13 protein-coding genes are annotated in these 14253 nt (G+C 62.4%); 9 read left to right on the plus strand and 4 right to left on the minus strand.

Annotation, left to right across the window (positions count from 1 at the left end):
* Nucleotides 1-34 precede the first annotated feature (34 nt).
* Both ACH79_RS33300 and ACH79_RS33305 read left to right on the plus strand, forming a co-directional pair.
* Complete coding sequence (locus ACH79_RS33300; RefSeq protein WP_161856686.1) at nt 35-913, plus strand: DMT family transporter; 879 nt, start codon at nt 35-37, stop codon at nt 911-913.
* A 179-nt stretch (nt 914-1092) separates the two neighbouring features.
* On the plus strand, nt 1093-2526 hold the full coding sequence (locus ACH79_RS33305) for a caspase family protein (RefSeq protein ID WP_161854734.1): 1434 nt from the start codon (nt 1093-1095) through the stop codon (nt 2524-2526).
* A 100-nt stretch (nt 2527-2626) separates the two neighbouring features.
* Here ACH79_RS33305 and ACH79_RS33310 read toward each other — a convergent pair whose 3' ends face one another.
* On the minus strand, nt 2627-2866 hold the full coding sequence (locus tag ACH79_RS33310) for a BrnA antitoxin family protein (RefSeq protein ID WP_161854735.1): 240 nt from the start codon (nt 2864-2866) through the stop codon (nt 2627-2629).
* Nucleotides 2867-2869: 3 nt separating this feature from the next.
* Nucleotides 2870-3847: a cysteine synthase A gene (cysK, locus tag ACH79_RS33315; RefSeq protein ID WP_161854736.1), complete on the minus strand. Its 978-nt coding sequence runs from the start codon at nt 3845-3847 to the stop codon at nt 2870-2872.
* A gap of 236 nt (nt 3848-4083) precedes the next feature.
* Between cysK and ACH79_RS33320 the strand changes: the two genes are divergently transcribed.
* Nucleotides 4084-4299, plus strand: a complete 216-nt coding sequence (locus ACH79_RS33320; protein ID WP_057861666.1) for a hypothetical protein — start codon at nt 4084-4086, stop codon at nt 4297-4299.
* 6 nt (nt 4300-4305) lie between these two features.
* Here the strand turns inward: ACH79_RS33320 and tgt are convergent, their stop codons facing one another.
* Nucleotides 4306-5439 (minus strand): tRNA guanosine(34) transglycosylase Tgt, encoded by a 1134-nt coding sequence (gene tgt / locus ACH79_RS33325; protein ID WP_161854737.1) that lies wholly within the window; start codon nt 5437-5439, stop codon nt 4306-4308.
* Nucleotides 5440-5776: 337 nt separating this feature from the next.
* Between tgt and nhaA the strand changes: the two genes are divergently transcribed.
* The 5 genes from nhaA (at nt 5777) to ACH79_RS33350 (ending at nt 11905) form a co-directional block, all read left to right on the plus strand.
* Nucleotides 5777-7117, plus strand: a complete 1341-nt coding sequence (nhaA, locus tag ACH79_RS33330) for a Na+/H+ antiporter NhaA (RefSeq protein WP_161854738.1) — start codon at nt 5777-5779, stop codon at nt 7115-7117.
* A gap of 589 nt (nt 7118-7706) precedes the next feature.
* Nucleotides 7707-8885 (plus strand): patatin-like phospholipase family protein, encoded by a 1179-nt coding sequence (locus tag ACH79_RS33335; protein WP_161854739.1) that lies wholly within the window; start codon nt 7707-7709, stop codon nt 8883-8885.
* A 130-nt stretch (nt 8886-9015) separates the two neighbouring features.
* Nucleotides 9016-9756: a TetR/AcrR family transcriptional regulator gene (locus ACH79_RS33340; protein ID WP_161854740.1), complete on the plus strand. Its 741-nt coding sequence runs from the start codon at nt 9016-9018 to the stop codon at nt 9754-9756.
* A 278-nt stretch (nt 9757-10034) separates the two neighbouring features.
* Entirely contained in the window at nt 10035-10640 is a 606-nt protein-coding gene (locus ACH79_RS33345; protein WP_246738233.1) for a PepSY domain-containing protein, read from the plus strand.
* Between the two features lie 239 nt (nt 10641-10879).
* A complete protein-coding gene (locus ACH79_RS33350) occupies nt 10880-11905 on the plus strand; it encodes an aspartate-semialdehyde dehydrogenase (protein ID WP_161854742.1) in 1026 nt (341 codons plus the stop codon).
* Nucleotides 11906-12258: 353 nt separating this feature from the next.
* Here the strand turns inward: ACH79_RS33350 and ACH79_RS33355 are convergent, their stop codons facing one another.
* Nucleotides 12259-13287, minus strand: a complete 1029-nt coding sequence (locus tag ACH79_RS33355) for an IS110 family transposase (RefSeq protein ID WP_161849768.1) — start codon at nt 13285-13287, stop codon at nt 12259-12261.
* Nucleotides 13288-13730: 443 nt separating this feature from the next.
* Between ACH79_RS33355 and ACH79_RS33360 the strand changes: the two genes are divergently transcribed.
* Nucleotides 13731-14201 carry an SgcJ/EcaC family oxidoreductase gene (locus ACH79_RS33360; protein ID WP_161854743.1) on the plus strand — a complete coding sequence of 157 codons (471 nt, stop codon included), beginning with the start codon at nt 13731-13733 and terminating at the stop codon, nt 14199-14201.
* Nucleotides 14202-14253: the final 52 nt, after the last annotated feature.

The raw sequence follows: 14253 nt of genomic DNA on the forward strand, positions 1-14253 counted from the left end.
CGATACCGGCCTGCCCCAACCTCTTTCTCCGCAGATGGACCGCACACCTTCCAAAACCCTGGCCGCGCTGTGGATGGCCGGCTGGCTCAGCTTGATGCTGATCATCGCGATCGCCGGTCGCGAGGCCGCGCGCGAGATCAACCTGTTCCAGCTCATGGAGATGCGCTCGGTCCTCGGCTTCCTGATGCTATACCCGCTGATCCACGCCAGCGGCGGATTTGGCGCGATGAGGACGAAGCGACTGCCGCAGCATGTGGCGCGCAACCTCATTCACTATGGCGCGCAGCTCGGCTGGTTCCTCGCATTGACACTGATCCCGATCGGCCAGGTGGTGGCGATCGAGTTCACCATGCCGATCTGGACTGCAATCCTGGCTGCCACGTTTCTCGGCGAGCGCATGACATTCTGGAAGATCGCCGCCATCGTGCTCGGCATCATCGGCGTTGTCGTGATCGTTCGTCCCGCCACGAGTGAGGTCGAGCCAGGGCAGTTGATCGCACTGGCGGCTGCGGTCGGCTTCGGCGTTTCCGTCGCGATGGTGAAATCCCTGACCCGGACCGAACAGCCGCTCGCGATCATGTTCTGGATGCTGGTGATACAGTCGGCGTTGGGATTGTTCCCCGCGCTCTACGTCTGGCAGTGGCCACCCGCCCATCTCTGGGGTTGGGTCGTCATCATCGCGTTTTGCGGCACGTTCTCCCATTATTGCATGGCGCGTGCGATGCTGCATGCGGATGCAACCGTAGTGATCCCGATGGATTTCTTGCGGGTTCCCTTGAGCGCCGCCGCAGGCTGGCTGATTTATTCGGAACGGCTCGACATGTTCACCGTGGTCGGCGCGGCCTTAATCCTCGCCGGCAATCTGTTGAACCTGAAACCGAATCCTCCGACTAAGGCGCGAGCCCCAAGCTGAATTTTATTTCCCGCGCTGTGATCTAGATCACGTCGCGGGCCGTGTCGCGAAGGTAACGCATGGCTCCGGATTTGGTTTTTCACCTGCTTTTTTGTGGTGCGAAGCAGGCGATTCTTTGTAATGTCCCGCCAGCGTTACAAGCCAAAGCCTTTTTGTTCGATTCTGCAGGGGGATTTCCTATGCGTTTCCAAACCCTCATTTTGTCCGTCATATGCATGGTCTTGACGGCCGGGGCCGCCAGTGCCGAGAAGCGTGTCGCCTTCGTCGTCGGTAACGGCGCCTACAAGAACGTTGCGCCGCTGCCCAACCCGTCAGTCGATGCCAAGGCGATTGCCGCCACCCTGCGCAATGTCGGATTCGAAGTGGTCGAGGGTTCCAATCTCACGCGCGACAAGATGACCGAACGTCTGCTCGACTTCGGCAAGAAGGCGCAGGGCGCCGACGTCGCGCTGTTCTTCTACGCTGGCCACGGCATCGCCATCAGCGGAACCAACTATCTGCTGCCTGTGGACGCCGACATCAAATCCGAAATGGACGTCAAGCTCGGCGCCGCGATCAATATCGATCTCACGCTCGAGCAGACCATGGGCGACGCCAAGGTCAAGCTGGTGTTCCTTGATGCCTGCCGCGACAATCCGTTCGCAGCCAAGATCAAGTCGAACTCCGCGACTCGCAGTGTCAATGTGCAGACCGGTCTTGCCGAAATGAAGTCCGGCGAAGGCACGCTGATCGCATTCGCGACCGGCCCGGGCCAGACCGCGCTCGACGGCCAGGAAGGCGGCAACAGCCCGTTCACGCGCGCTTTGCTCGCCAACCTCACCCAGCCCGGCGTCGAAATCCAGCAGGCGATGACCAAGGTTCGCGCCCAGGTCAACGAGGAGACCAACAAGGGACAACTGCCCTGGGGCCACACCAACCTGATCGGCGCGGTCTACCTGAACGGCGCGCCCGCGCCGGGCGCCGTGGCCGCTGCGGCACCGGCGGCGACCGGTTCTTCAAAGGCGTCGGACGTGGAACTGGAGTTCTGGCGTTCGATCAAGGATTCCAACAAGCCGGAAGAACTCAACGCCTATCTCACGAACTATCCCAACGGTCAGTTCCGCTCGCTGGCATTGTCGCGGATTGCGTCGCTGGAGAGCGGTGCGAAGGATGCGACCCGCAATCTGAGCGCAGGGATCGATCCGGCGACCTTCAAGGACGAAGCCAACCAGACCACCGAGGACCAGATCGGCCTCGACAAGGGCCAGCGCCGCGACGTACAGCGCCGTCTCACCGGGCTCGGTTTCGATACCAAGGTCACCGGCCAGTTCGATGCCCCGACCCGCGCCGTGATCACGCGCTGGCAGGCCGCCCGCGGCTATCCCAAGAGCGGATACCTCAACAAGCTGCAGCACAAGGCGCTGCTGACGGAGATCGTGGCGGCTGCGCCGGCTGCGAGTGCCGACGAGGAGCGCCCGAAGCCGCGCCGCGCCCCGAGCAGCAATACGGTCCAGGCTCAACCGCAGCCGCAGCAGGCCCCGCCGCAGCGCCAGTACACCGCTCCTGCCCCTGGTCCCGATCCGGCCGGTGCCGGCCGCTTCATCGGCGGCGTCGTCGGCGGCATGCTACGCTAACGGCGAACAAATCTACAAAAAGGCCCGGGATCATCCCGGGCCTTTTATTTTGCGCTTCGCTAGGTGAGTTCAGCGGCAAATTGAGTTCGGCAGGGACGTGCTACTTGCCCGCAGCCTTACGCAGCGCCTCGTTGATGCGGTCCTGCCAGCCCGGACCGCCCTCCTGAAACCACTCCAGCACATCCTGGTCGATGCGCAGCGTGACCTGCTCGCGGACGCCGGGAATGGCGGCTGGTTTGGGTGGCGCCTCCGCCACCTTGGTCGTGGTCCGCTTGAACGCGGCCTCGGCTTCGGTGCGTGCATCGTTCAGGGTTCTCGGCCGCCTCGGCTGGTCTGCCATCGCTTAAATTCCCTCAAACAGCGCCGTCGACAAATACCGTTCGGAGAACGACGGCACGACGGCGAGAATGGTTTTGCCGGCGCTCTCGGGTCGTTTGCCGATCGAGAGCGCCGCCGCGATCGCGGCGCCTGAGGAAATGCCGCCGGAAATGCCTTCCATGCGCGCCAGCGCGCGCGACATCTCGATCGCCGCCGGGCCGTTGACCCTGACGATCTCGTCGATGACAGAGCGATCCAGAATGTCCGGAATGAAGCCCGCGCCAATGCCCTGGATCTTGTGCGGCGTATGCTGCCCGCCGCCCAGTACTGGACTTTCCTCCGGCTCGACAGCGACGATCCGCAAGCTCGGCTTGCGGGGCTTGAGCACCTGTCCGACGCCGGTGATGGTACCGCCGGTGCCGACGCCCGCGACGAAGAAATCGATATTGCCGCCGGTGTCGTTCCAGATCTCTTCCGCCGTGGTGCGGCGGTGAATTTCGGGATTGGCGAGGTTCTTGAACTGCTGCGGCATCACGGCGTTGGGCGTCGTCCGCACCAGTTCCTCGGCGGTTGCGATCGAGCCTTTCATGCCCTGCGCCGCCGGCGTCAGGATGATCTCCGCGCCGAGGAACGCCAGCATCTTGCGCCGCTCGATCGACATCGATTCCGGCATCACCAGTTTCAGCCGGTAGCCGCGCGAGGCCGCGACGAAGGCGAGCGCAATGCCGGTATTGCCGGAGGTCGGTTCGATCAGCACGGTGTCGGCATTGATCACGCCGGCCTTTTCCATTGCGATCACCATCGCCGCGCCAATGCGGTCTTTCACGCTCGCGGCGGGATTGAAATATTCGAGCTTGGCCAGGATGGTTGCGCTAACACCATGCGCCTCCGGCAATTTGCGCAGGCGCACGACCGGCGTGTCGCCGATCGCATCGACGATGGAGTCGTAAACCTTTCCCCGCCCCGGACGTTGCACTGCACTCGCGGCTGACGACGCATCCATCTCAACACTCCCAAAGTGATCATGTGCGGGGAACTGGCGGCTCTCCTTACTTAGGAGGCGCTCTCGTCGATGCGCAAGCCAGAAACGTCGGAGTCGAGAATTCGCTGCATCGCAAAATGCAATTGTCGCAAAATATCGCGAAATCAACGCATTTGTGTTGCGACATCGTCAAAGAATTCTGCTTATACTTTCGTCGTGAGCTGAGCCAGAGGTTCAGATCGCCAGGGAGGGTCACGATGCGAGCAATCGCTGAAATCCTGTCGACCGTAACATACAGGCCGGATCCGCGCGGATCTGATTTGCCGACGTGCCCGGTGTGTGCCGACACCATGGTGGCTGCAGAAGCTTCCGCCTACCTCACCGACAATGTGATCAGCTATCTCTGGACCTGTGACACCTGCGGTTACGGCTTCGTGACCAAGCATTCGGCGAAGAGGTTCGCCTGTAATTGACTTAAACTATCTTGGAGCAATGTCACCGCGCGCCCAACCGGCGCGCGTTTGTTTTTGGAACGTCTCGAACGTGCCGGCAGCAATCGCATCGCGCATGCCCCGCATCAGATGCTGATAGTAAGCGACGTTGATTTCCGACAGCAGCATCGCGCCGAGCGTCTCTCCCGACCTGACCAGATGATGCAGATAGGCGCGCGAGATATTGCGCGCCGACGGCCATTCGCTTTCCTCATCGAGCGGCCGCGGATCGTCGGCATGGCGCGCATTGCGCAGATTGATCTGGCCGAAGCGGGTGAACGCCATGCCGTGTCGCCCGTTCCGCGTCGGCATCACGCAATCGAACATGTCGATGCCGCGCGCCACCGCTTCCAGCAGATCCTCCGGCGTGCCGACGCCCATCAGATAGCGCGGTCGATCGACCGGCAGCGCCGGCGCAGTTTCCTCGATCATCGAAAGCATCACCGCCTGCGGCTCGCCGACCGCAAGCCCGCCGATCGCGTAGCCGTGGAAACCGATCTCGACCAGTTCACGCGCGCTTGTTTGGCGCATCTCGGGAATGTCGCCGCCCTGCACGATGCCGAACAGCATGTAGCCGCCGGGCGCGCTCTCGAAGGCGCGCTTGCTGCGCTCGGCCCAGCGCAACGACAACCGCATTGCGCGCTCAATGTCATCGCGCCCAGCCGGCAGCCGCACGCACTCGTCCATCTGCATCGCGATGTCGGCGCCGAGCAGCCGCTGCACTTCGATCGAACGCTCCGGCGACAGTTCGACCTTGGCGCCGTCGATATGCGAGCGGAAGGTCACGGCCTTCTCGCTGACCTTGCGCAAGTCCGACAGCGACATCACCTGGAAGCCGCCGGAGTCCGTCAGCATCGGGCCGTTCCAGCCGGTGAAGGTCTGCAGGCCGCCTAACGCAGCGATCCGCTCGGCGCCCGGCCGCAGCATCAGATGATAGGTATTGCCGAGCACGATATCGGCGCCGGCATCGCGCACCTCGCGCCAGTGCATGCCCTTCATTGCGCCGGCCGTGCCGACCGGCATGAAGGCGGGTGTGCGCACCACGCCATGCGGCGTTGTCAGGCGGCCGGTGCGAGCTGCACCATTAGTGGCGAGCAATTCGAAATGATTGGGAAGACTCATGGCGCTGCTTATTACGTGCTGGGAACGGCCAATCAACCGCCCAGTGAATGAAATCTGACGCTTGGTGCCCAACACGAAAGCACTCGGGCTCCCTCGCTGTTGGATAAAACTCGGCACTTTGCCTCAATTGTTGCGGCGCGATATTACGGTAGCTCTTGCGAGGAAAGCGGACGTCGCGCGGATACCCCATTTCAGTAGCGATTGACCCCAAACAGACATTGTTCTTCCAAGATTGAATTGTCGCCATCGCGATGTATAACGGCGTTCGGGTGCTCGCTGCATTGAGCAGCGACAGGTCAAGCGATGGTCGGGCCGCCACGCGGAAAGCGTGCGCCTCATGAACGACAGCCCTTCATTTGACGATCTGCCGAAAGCCCAGCGGCTGGCGGAACAGGCCCTCAGCAACCTTCATCGGTTCCTGCATGTCGAGGCGGTCAGCGGTGCCGCACTTCTCGTTGCCGCTGCCGCTGCACTGATCTGGGCCAACTCTCCGTTCGCTCATAGCTATCACGCCTTTTGGAACCTTCCGCTCACAATCGGTCTCGGGGATTACGTTTTTTCCCGGTCGCTGCATTTCTGGGTCAACGACGCGCTGATGACAGTCTTCTTCCTCGTCGTGGGCATGGAGATTCGGCGCGAGGTTCATGAAGGCGCGCTGAGCAGACTCGACCAAGCCATTCTGCCGCTGGTCGCGGCGACTGGTGGCGTCATCGTCCCGGCGCTCGTCTATCTGAGCTTCAACAGCGATCCGGCTAGGGGGCAGGGCTGGGCCGTGCCAACCGCGACGGACATCGCCTTTGCCGTCGGGGTGCTCGCGCTGCTTGGACGAACGATCCCGGTCAATGTGCGGGTCTTCCTGCTTGCTCTGGCGATCATCGACGACATCATTGCGGTACTGATCATTGCCCTCTTCTACACCGCCAGTCTTCAGTCTGGCGGTTTCATCATCGCGTCAATTGGCGTTCTCGCGGCTTTAGGGTTTCAGCGGATTGGGATCGGTTCTGCGCCCTTTTACGTACTGCCCGGTTCTTTGGTTTGGATTGGGTTCATGGTGGCCGGGATCCACCCAACCCTTGCAGGTGTCGTGCTCGGGCTGATAACTCCGGCACGCGCCATACCGATGCGGGAGCCGCCGCTGGAAGTAGTGTCGCGAGTGCTCAAACAGTTGCGAAGTAGCGATGCGGTGAAGGCAAGGGATCCGCATCGGTTGGAGCAACCGCTGCGAGACCTTCGCGTAGCTCACCGCGAGATATTGCCGCCGGTGTCGCGGGTGCAGATGGCAATGCATCCGTGGGTGGCCTACGGCATCATGCCGATCTTCGCGTTGGCGAATGCCGGCGTCAGCTTAACGGGTGCTGATCTCTCCGCTGGGGGCCATCTGGTGATGATGGGCACTGCGCTTGCCTTGGTCGCTGGGAAACCGCTTGGCGTCGTCGGCGCGACTTGGGTCGCGGTACGACTGGGCTGGTGTCGCCTTGCTCCTGGAGTTTCGTGGGGTGGCGTCTGGCTGGTCGGCCTGCTGGCTGGCATCGGTTTTACCATGTCGATCTTCATCTCGATGCTCGCCTTCTCCGATCACGGATTATTGAGTGCGGCGAAACTGGGCGTACTCGTCGGTTCGCTTGTCGCCGCCACGCTCGGTCTTGGCTGGGGCGCCACCTACGTTCGACGTCAGTGAGGCGGCTCCAATGCCTTTCAAAGCTCCGCACGCATCGCTCGTATCATTCGCCGTTGAGGTTCTGCCCTCCGGGATTACCCAAATAATGATCGTCGAAACTAGCTTGCACCTGAATCCCAAGCATCCTTCGTACAATAAATCCGCCGTGGAAACTCTCATTTCGGCCGCGCAAACGTATGTTAGCGCCAACATAGAAGGTGCTGCTGCTATTCGGCTTGTTTCTACCCAAAGCGGGGAAATCTGACTGTCTGCTCACCGTTGTTTTGTCGGCAATAGCCCATCGTGTCAGTTTAGCGCGATGCAGCGATATGCCCGACTCCTCACCCAACGGTCGCGATCCGACGATCCAAGCTAAGGTAACGTTCACGTTTGATCGATTTCGCGTGTGGGCGTGGGCACCGGGCGATTTCATCCACCCGTGCGCGCTCCGGAGCAGCCCGTGTCCCACGCCAGACAAAATTGAGCCACCGAGAAGCTCCCACTTGTTAAACAAAACGATACCGTATAGTTTCATGAACAGGGCCCGGACGGGACGCCGCTGACGATGAGGCCGGCGGCGGCAAATGCGTGTGACGGTGACTGACGGCGAATGCCCTCCCTCTCTTTTCTGACTGGATCAATCCTCTCCGACAGCCGGATCAGGAGGACAAGCTCACGCCTGCTCAAGTCGGCCGTCCTGCTGTGCAGCCTCGCGCTGGCCGCCTGCACGTCCCTGCCGCGGACGCCCTACAGCGCTGCGGAAGCATCCAGCTCCCGCGTGCTCGATATCGACGGCTTGCGGCGCTACGCCGACGAACCCGTCACGAAATTCCGTTTCGAGAAAGACGAACGCTCCTCAACCAGGACCTATCTCGCGCTCTCCGGCGGCGGCGCCGATGGCGCCTATGGCGTGGGCGTGTTGAACGGCTGGACCGCGGCCGGCACGCGCCCGACCTTCTCGGTCGTCTCGGGCGTCAGCACCGGCGGCCTGATTGCGCCCTTTGCGTTTCTCGGGTCGCAATACGACGACACGCTGCGGGAGGTCTATACCAGCGGGATCGCGGAGAGCCTGCTCGATGATCCCAGCATCATCCGCGTGCTGTTCGGATCCGGCCTGTTCGGCAACAAGCGGCTGCGCGAGCTGGTGGCCCGCTATGTCGGGCCGGAGATCCTGGCCGCCGTTGCCCGCGAAAATGCCAGGGGCCGAAAACTGCTCGTGGTAACGACCGATCTCGACACCCAGCGCACCGTTGTTTGGGACATGGGGAAAATCGCCGCGGTCGGCTCGCCGGAGGCGCTGCACCTGTTTCGCGACGTGATGGCCGCCTCCGCCAGCATTCCCCTGGTCTTCCCGCCCATCCTGATCGAAGCCGAGGGCCAGGGCCGGCGTTTTCAGGAGATGCATGTCGACGGCGGTGTGACTGCTCCGGTTCTGACGCTGCCGGATGCCCTGCTCTTCCAGGGACGTCTGCCCGGAAACAGCCGGATGAACATCTACATCCTCGTCAACAAGAAGCTCGAACGAACCTTTGAGCTCGTGTCCAACAGCACGCTCGATGTCGCCTCACGCAGCCTGTCGTCGATCACCCAGTCCCAGACCCGCTCGGTGATTTTCTCGACCTACGATTTCGCCAAGCGCAATCGGTGGGGCTTCCATTTGTCCTATATCGAGCGCGACTATCCCGCGTCGCCCAAAGAAGGATTCGATACCGCCTATATGCGCGCCCTTTACCAGTATGGATATGAGAAGGCTGCGTCGGGCCACGCCTGGAGCTCGACGCTTCCGTGAGCCACTCGGAACGACAAGCTGCCCATATCGTTGACGATATGGCCAATTCGGCCAGATTCGCGATGACGCCCCTCTTGCTGCGCGTTATAGAGCAATGACAACTATGACGACCGCGCAGGAATCGTTGGGCATGGGATTGACTGCGACCAAGGCCAGACCGGCAAAACGCGACGTCCCAAAGTCGCGCGGCGGCCGGCCGACGAAAAGCGCCGCCATCGAGCGCGATCAGCGGCTGATCGAAGTTGCCACCCGTCTTTTCCTGGACCGGGGCTATGATGCGACCTCGCTTGATGCCGTTGCGGAAGCAGCCCGGGTCAGCAAGCCCACCGTCTATGCGCGCTACGGCGACAAGCGCGGACTGTTTGCGGAAGTGCTGAGGCGCGAAATTGACCGCTGGCTTGCGCCGCTTGCGGAAGCGGCGGAAGTGCAGCTCACGCGGGCCTCGGACATCTCGGTCGAGCAGCGCCTGATCGAGGTCGGGCGCGAGATGCTGATGTTCACCTGTGGGCCCGATGCCGTCGCCTTCAGCCGCATGATGACGTCGCAGGCCATCAACTTTCCCGACATCGCCAAGCTCGGCAAGGAGGAAGGCTGGCTGAAGGCCGTTTCAACGACCGCGCGCTTCTTCGATCATCTGGTCGCACAGCGCGCCATGGACGTCGAGGATACCGGCATCGCGGCTGAGGTCTTTCTCGATGTGGTCGTCGGCCACACCCACCGGATGGCGACGTTCGGAACGCCGCTTGAGATGAAGTCCGCCGAAAAGCGGATGCGGCTGGCAATCAGGCTGTTCCTGGCAGGAGCGCTCGGGCCACCGAGCCGCGTCCAGTCCAATCCCAAGGGAACCACGCGGCGACGTCCCTCTCGCTGACAATTCCGTGAGAACGGCGTTTCACATGCGGTACGGGCGGGATGCACCCTTGACCAAACAAAACGATACGGTATGGTTTTGTTAAGTGAAGCGGCGGGCTTCCCCGCTTACCAGTCCCGGCGGGGCTCGCGCCGCTTCGATCGCCGCAAACGGCGGTCCCGCCCGTTTGCGACGTTCCGCGGCCGACCCATATGCCTCCAGGGGGTCGGCCGCGTTTCTTCGAGACGATCCGGCCCATCCGCCGGCAGAGACAGGCTCAAGCACGGAGACTTGCAAACATGCGCATGCCCCGCTGTTGGAGACCATTGCTTGCAATCATCCTGCTGGCGATCATCCTCCCTGCCCCGATCCATGCCATGGCGTCGTCGACCGACGAGCCAACCTCGCTCCGCAATGAGCCGGACGATGGCGCCGCGTCCGACCAGCGGGCGATCAGCCGCGAGCTCGCGCTTTTCCGCGGTTCGGCGGTCTCGCTAAGCCAGGCGATGGCTATCGCCGAAGCCCTGCATGCCGGCGCGACCACCGCCGATATCAGCTTCGACGGCGCGCCGGATGCGCCGGTCTACCGGGTAAAGACCCTTCACAACGACCGCATCTGGCACCACGCCATCGACGCCGCGACCGGCAAGATCGTCGGCGGCGAAGCCGCCCTGCCGCTGAAGGAATTCGATGCCGAGGATCGCAGCAACCTCGTTGCACTCAGGACGGTCCGGCATCGCCTGGCGGATGCCGTTCGCGTCGCCGAACATGCGGCATCGGGCAAGGCCATTAGCGGCGGCCTGGTCCGCGAACGCGGCCGGCTGAATTTTGCGATCGTCGTCATGAGCGGCAACGACCTGAAGGCGGTAGTCCTCGAGCCTCCCGGCGCCGCACGACGGCGGTGAGGGGCGCGTCCGTTGCAGCCAGCGGGCTAAAACCCGTTGACGGCAGCCCAAAGCTGCCGCATAAGTCCGCGCCATGACGATCTCGACCAAAGCGACCGCGAAAACCAAAGCACCCTCCGGGGGCTGGGGAGCCGTGCGCGCGTAGTCGAACGACCGCATCATCCAAACCGCAGCCCCGCCTGAAAAGGACCGGGGCTTTTTTATTGCCCGCAACATGCGCGAACCAGGAGGATAGACAAGTGAGCCACGAACCCGTTGTAGCCATTGCCGGCGTGACCGGCGCTGTCGGCGCCGAATTCATCGCCACCATGGACAGGCGCGGCTTCCCCGTCCGCAAGCTCAAGGCGCTAGCCAGCGCCCGGTCGGCGGGCAAGACCATCGATTTCCGCGGCGAGAAGATCGTGATCGAGGAGCTCACCGAAAAGTCCTTTGAGGGCGTCGACATCGCGCTGTTCTCGGCGGGCGGCGGGATTTCGCGCAAGTTCGCGCCCGCCGCCGTCAAGGCCGGCGCCGTCGTGGTCGACAATTCCTCCGCCTTCCGGATGGATCCGAACGTTCCGCTGGTGATCCCCGAGATCAACGCGGGCCGCATCAGGGATCACAAGGGCATCATCGCCAACCCGAACTGCTCGGCGATCACGGCGCTGGTGCCGCTATGGCCGATCCACCGGCAGAACCGCATCAAGCGCATGATCGTATCGACCTATCAGGCGGCGAGCGGCGCGGGCGCGGCCGCCATGGAAGAACTGGTGGAGTCGACGCGCGCCTATCTCGACGGCCGTCCGTTCACGCCCAAGGTGATCCCGCTGCCCTACGCCTTCAACGTCTTCAGCCACAACACGGCGATCGATCCCGAGACCGGCTACAACGACGAAGAGACCAAGGTCATCAAGGAGACCCGCAAGATCTTCGAGGATGACAGAATCGCCATCGGCGTCACCTGCGTGCGCGTGCCGGTGCTGCGCGCCCATTGCGAGGCGATCACCTTCGAATGCGAGAACCCGATCACGGAAGCCGACGTGCGCGCCATCCTATCGAAGGCGCCGGGCGTTCGGATCGTCGACGACCGGGCGAAGAACTACTTCCCGATGCCGATCGATGCGTCCGGCCAGGATGACGTTCTGGTCGGCCGCATCAGGAAGGATCTCAGCGACGCCTCAGGTCACTCGATCTCGATGTTCGTCTCCGCCGATCAGCTCCTGAAGGGCGCGGCGCTCAACGCGATACAGATCGCCGAGCTGCTGCCGCAACGCGCTATGGCGTGAAGGTGACGATGCCGTAGGGTGGGCAAAGGCGCACTTGCGCCGTGCCCACCGTCTATCCGCAACGGCAGTGAATGGTGGGCACGCTTCGCTTTGCCCACCCTTCTGTAACGGGCCTCGATTAGTCAATCCCTTTGCGTTGTCCGCCCGCCGGGGTCTCGCTTCTGTACGGGGTCGGCGCAGGGCCGCCACCTGATGGGGTTGGAAGAGGATAGGTCGACCAATCTACGTTGTGCGTGCTCACGAGGGCGACCTGGTGGGCAACGGCCTGACCTGATCCATCGTCCCGGCGAAGGGACTTCGCTTCGAGAAGGCCTGGTGTTGTGACCCGCCCGAAAACTGTTGTGTCTCTCCTGTTAGGCTGCGGCAGCAGCGGCGTTAAAGGGTGTTCCGTCGGCGAGCATGCGATGCATGATCACCGCGAGCCGGCGCGCCAGCGCCACTTTGGCTTTGTTCGTGCCGGCGCGCCGTTTGATCCGCATGGCCCAGCTCTTCAATTGCGAACAGCCTTTGACCGGCTTGGTCAGCATGACGTTGGCGGCTTCGTAAAGCACCGTGCGCACCGAAGCATCACCGATCTTGCTGATCCGGCCGGTGTAGTCGGTCTCGCCGGATTGATGCTTCTTCGGGGTCAACCCGAAATGGGCTCCTGCCTGCTTCGACGATTTGAACCGGGCTGGATCGTCGATCGCGCTGGCATAGGTTAGCGCCACGATTGGGCCGACCGCCGGGACTGACGTCAGCAGCCGTGCTTGCATGTCGGATCGCACCATCCTGCGGATCTGCTTCTCGAAGGCTGCGAACTCGGCCCGCAGCACTGTTCGCACCGCTAGCAGCGCCTTGGCGATCGTTTGCAGGTGCGGGTGGCCCGCCACGAGCTCCTCGATCCGTCCCGCGAACGTCTGCCCGGTCGTCTTGCCAACCTTCAGGCCAAAACCGCGCAGGATCCCGCGCAGACTGTTCTCCACGTCGTGAAGCTTCGATTGCACCAGCTTGCGCGCCGTCAGCAGCGATCGGGTCTCTTGCGCACTCATCGATTTGCAATGCACTGGCCGGAACCAGCCCAGCCGCATCAGTTGCGCGATGCCGCGGGCATCGTTGCGATCCGACTTGACCGGCATCGCCTCGAACGCCTTCCGCACGTGCCGCGTCTCCAGCAGTTCCACGGCAAGGCCGGCTATCTTCATGGCCGCAAACAGCCATTGCGACAATGGTCCGGCCTCCAGCCCGATCCGCTCCAGGCCGAAGCCCAGCGAACCGAACCAGGCGATTAGGGCTTGCGGCTCGCTCGCCACCTTGGCCTCGCGCACGATCTTGCCATTGGCGTCGACAACGCACACGCTCGAGCATTCCAATGACACGTCGATTCCGGCATAATGCTCCATGGTCGTCTCTCCTTGATGCTTGGAGCGAGGCTCATCCCTCTGACTCCGTAACACCATCAATGTGAGGGACGACCGCCCGCCTTCCAGGCAGGTCGCGCGAAGCGCGCCACCCAACACCGCCGTAGCAAGCGCGGCTTGCCTGGAGGGTGGACCGGGGCCCGTTACCCCATCTACACACTTCTCAATCAGAGCAGTGCTGACCCAAGGAGACATCGACCTTCTTGCTTGCCGGTAAGTCAACCGCTCTGACTTATGGTTCGCCGGCCGCGGATGATGTAGTTTCACTCGTGTGAGGTTACGAAACTCAGTCAAGCCAGGTGGGACCGTTCAATTTATCAGCCCAGGTGACATCGATCACCTGACGCCAAACCATGCAAATAACTAGCCGCTCGCATTGCAAGAGGCCGTCTCATCTCTGGCCGGTATTCGCAAGGGAGTGTGTCATGCGATCCTTTCAAAAAGTGCCCGCCGCAGCAGTTGCCCTGTACGTGTTGTTGCTTCCAATTGGCTCCAGCGCTTTGGTCGAACCGAAAACGGAGGTGGCGGCAGCGGCCTCGGCATGGGGACAAACTATTGGCGGAGGCGATCCCGAAAAAGTCTTATCGCTCTATGCGGACGACGCCGTACTCTGGGGCACGCTGTCGCCGACCGTGCGTTCCAATCGGGAGGCGCTACAAGAGTATTTCGTGAACGCCTTCAGGGTTCTGCCCAACCTGAAGGTTGCCTTCGGCGATCAGTTGATCCGCGTGTACGGGAATACGGCGATCAACACCGGCTACTACACGTTCTCCTATGGCAGGGATGGCGAGGCCAAGACCTTGCCCGCGCGCTACAGTTTCACCTACGTCAAGAACGGCGATCGTTGGCTGATCGTCGACCACCATTCCTCGGCTATGCCCTCGACACCGAAATAGGAGCTGTAGGGTGGGCAAAGGCGCACTTCGCGCCGTGCCCACCATCTATCCG

The sequence above is a fragment of the Bradyrhizobium sp. CCBAU 051011 genome, assembly GCF_009930815.1.
Classification (GTDB): domain Bacteria; phylum Pseudomonadota; class Alphaproteobacteria; order Rhizobiales; family Xanthobacteraceae; genus Bradyrhizobium.

Coding starts and splice junctions, on each gene's coding strand:
- nhaA (WP_161854738.1), top strand. CDS start 5,777: ATGAACGACAGCCCTTCATTTGACGATCTGCCGAAAGCCCAGCGGCTG.
- ACH79_RS33360 (WP_161854743.1), top strand. CDS start 13,731: ATGCGATCCTTTCAAAAAGTGCCCGCCGCAGCAGTTGCCCTGTACGTG.
- ACH79_RS33345 (WP_246738233.1), top strand. CDS start 10,035: ATGCGCATGCCCCGCTGTTGGAGACCATTGCTTGCAATCATCCTGCTG.
- ACH79_RS33300 (WP_161856686.1), top strand. CDS start 35: ATGGACCGCACACCTTCCAAAACCCTGGCCGCGCTGTGGATGGCCGGC.
- ACH79_RS33305 (WP_161854734.1), top strand. CDS start 1,093: ATGCGTTTCCAAACCCTCATTTTGTCCGTCATATGCATGGTCTTGACG.
- ACH79_RS33310 (WP_161854735.1), bottom strand. CDS start 2,866: ATGGCAGACCAGCCGAGGCGGCCGAGAACCCTGAACGATGCACGCACC.
- cysK (WP_161854736.1), bottom strand. CDS start 3,847: ATGGATGCGTCGTCAGCCGCGAGTGCAGTGCAACGTCCGGGGCGGGGA.
- ACH79_RS33355 (WP_161849768.1), bottom strand. CDS start 13,287: ATGGAGCATTATGCCGGAATCGACGTGTCATTGGAATGCTCGAGCGTG.
- ACH79_RS33335 (WP_161854739.1), top strand. CDS start 7,707: ATGCCCTCCCTCTCTTTTCTGACTGGATCAATCCTCTCCGACAGCCGG.
- tgt (WP_161854737.1), bottom strand. CDS start 5,439: ATGAGTCTTCCCAATCATTTCGAATTGCTCGCCACTAATGGTGCAGCT.
- ACH79_RS33320 (WP_057861666.1), top strand. CDS start 4,084: ATGCGAGCAATCGCTGAAATCCTGTCGACCGTAACATACAGGCCGGAT.
- ACH79_RS33340 (WP_161854740.1), top strand. CDS start 9,016: ATGGGATTGACTGCGACCAAGGCCAGACCGGCAAAACGCGACGTCCCA.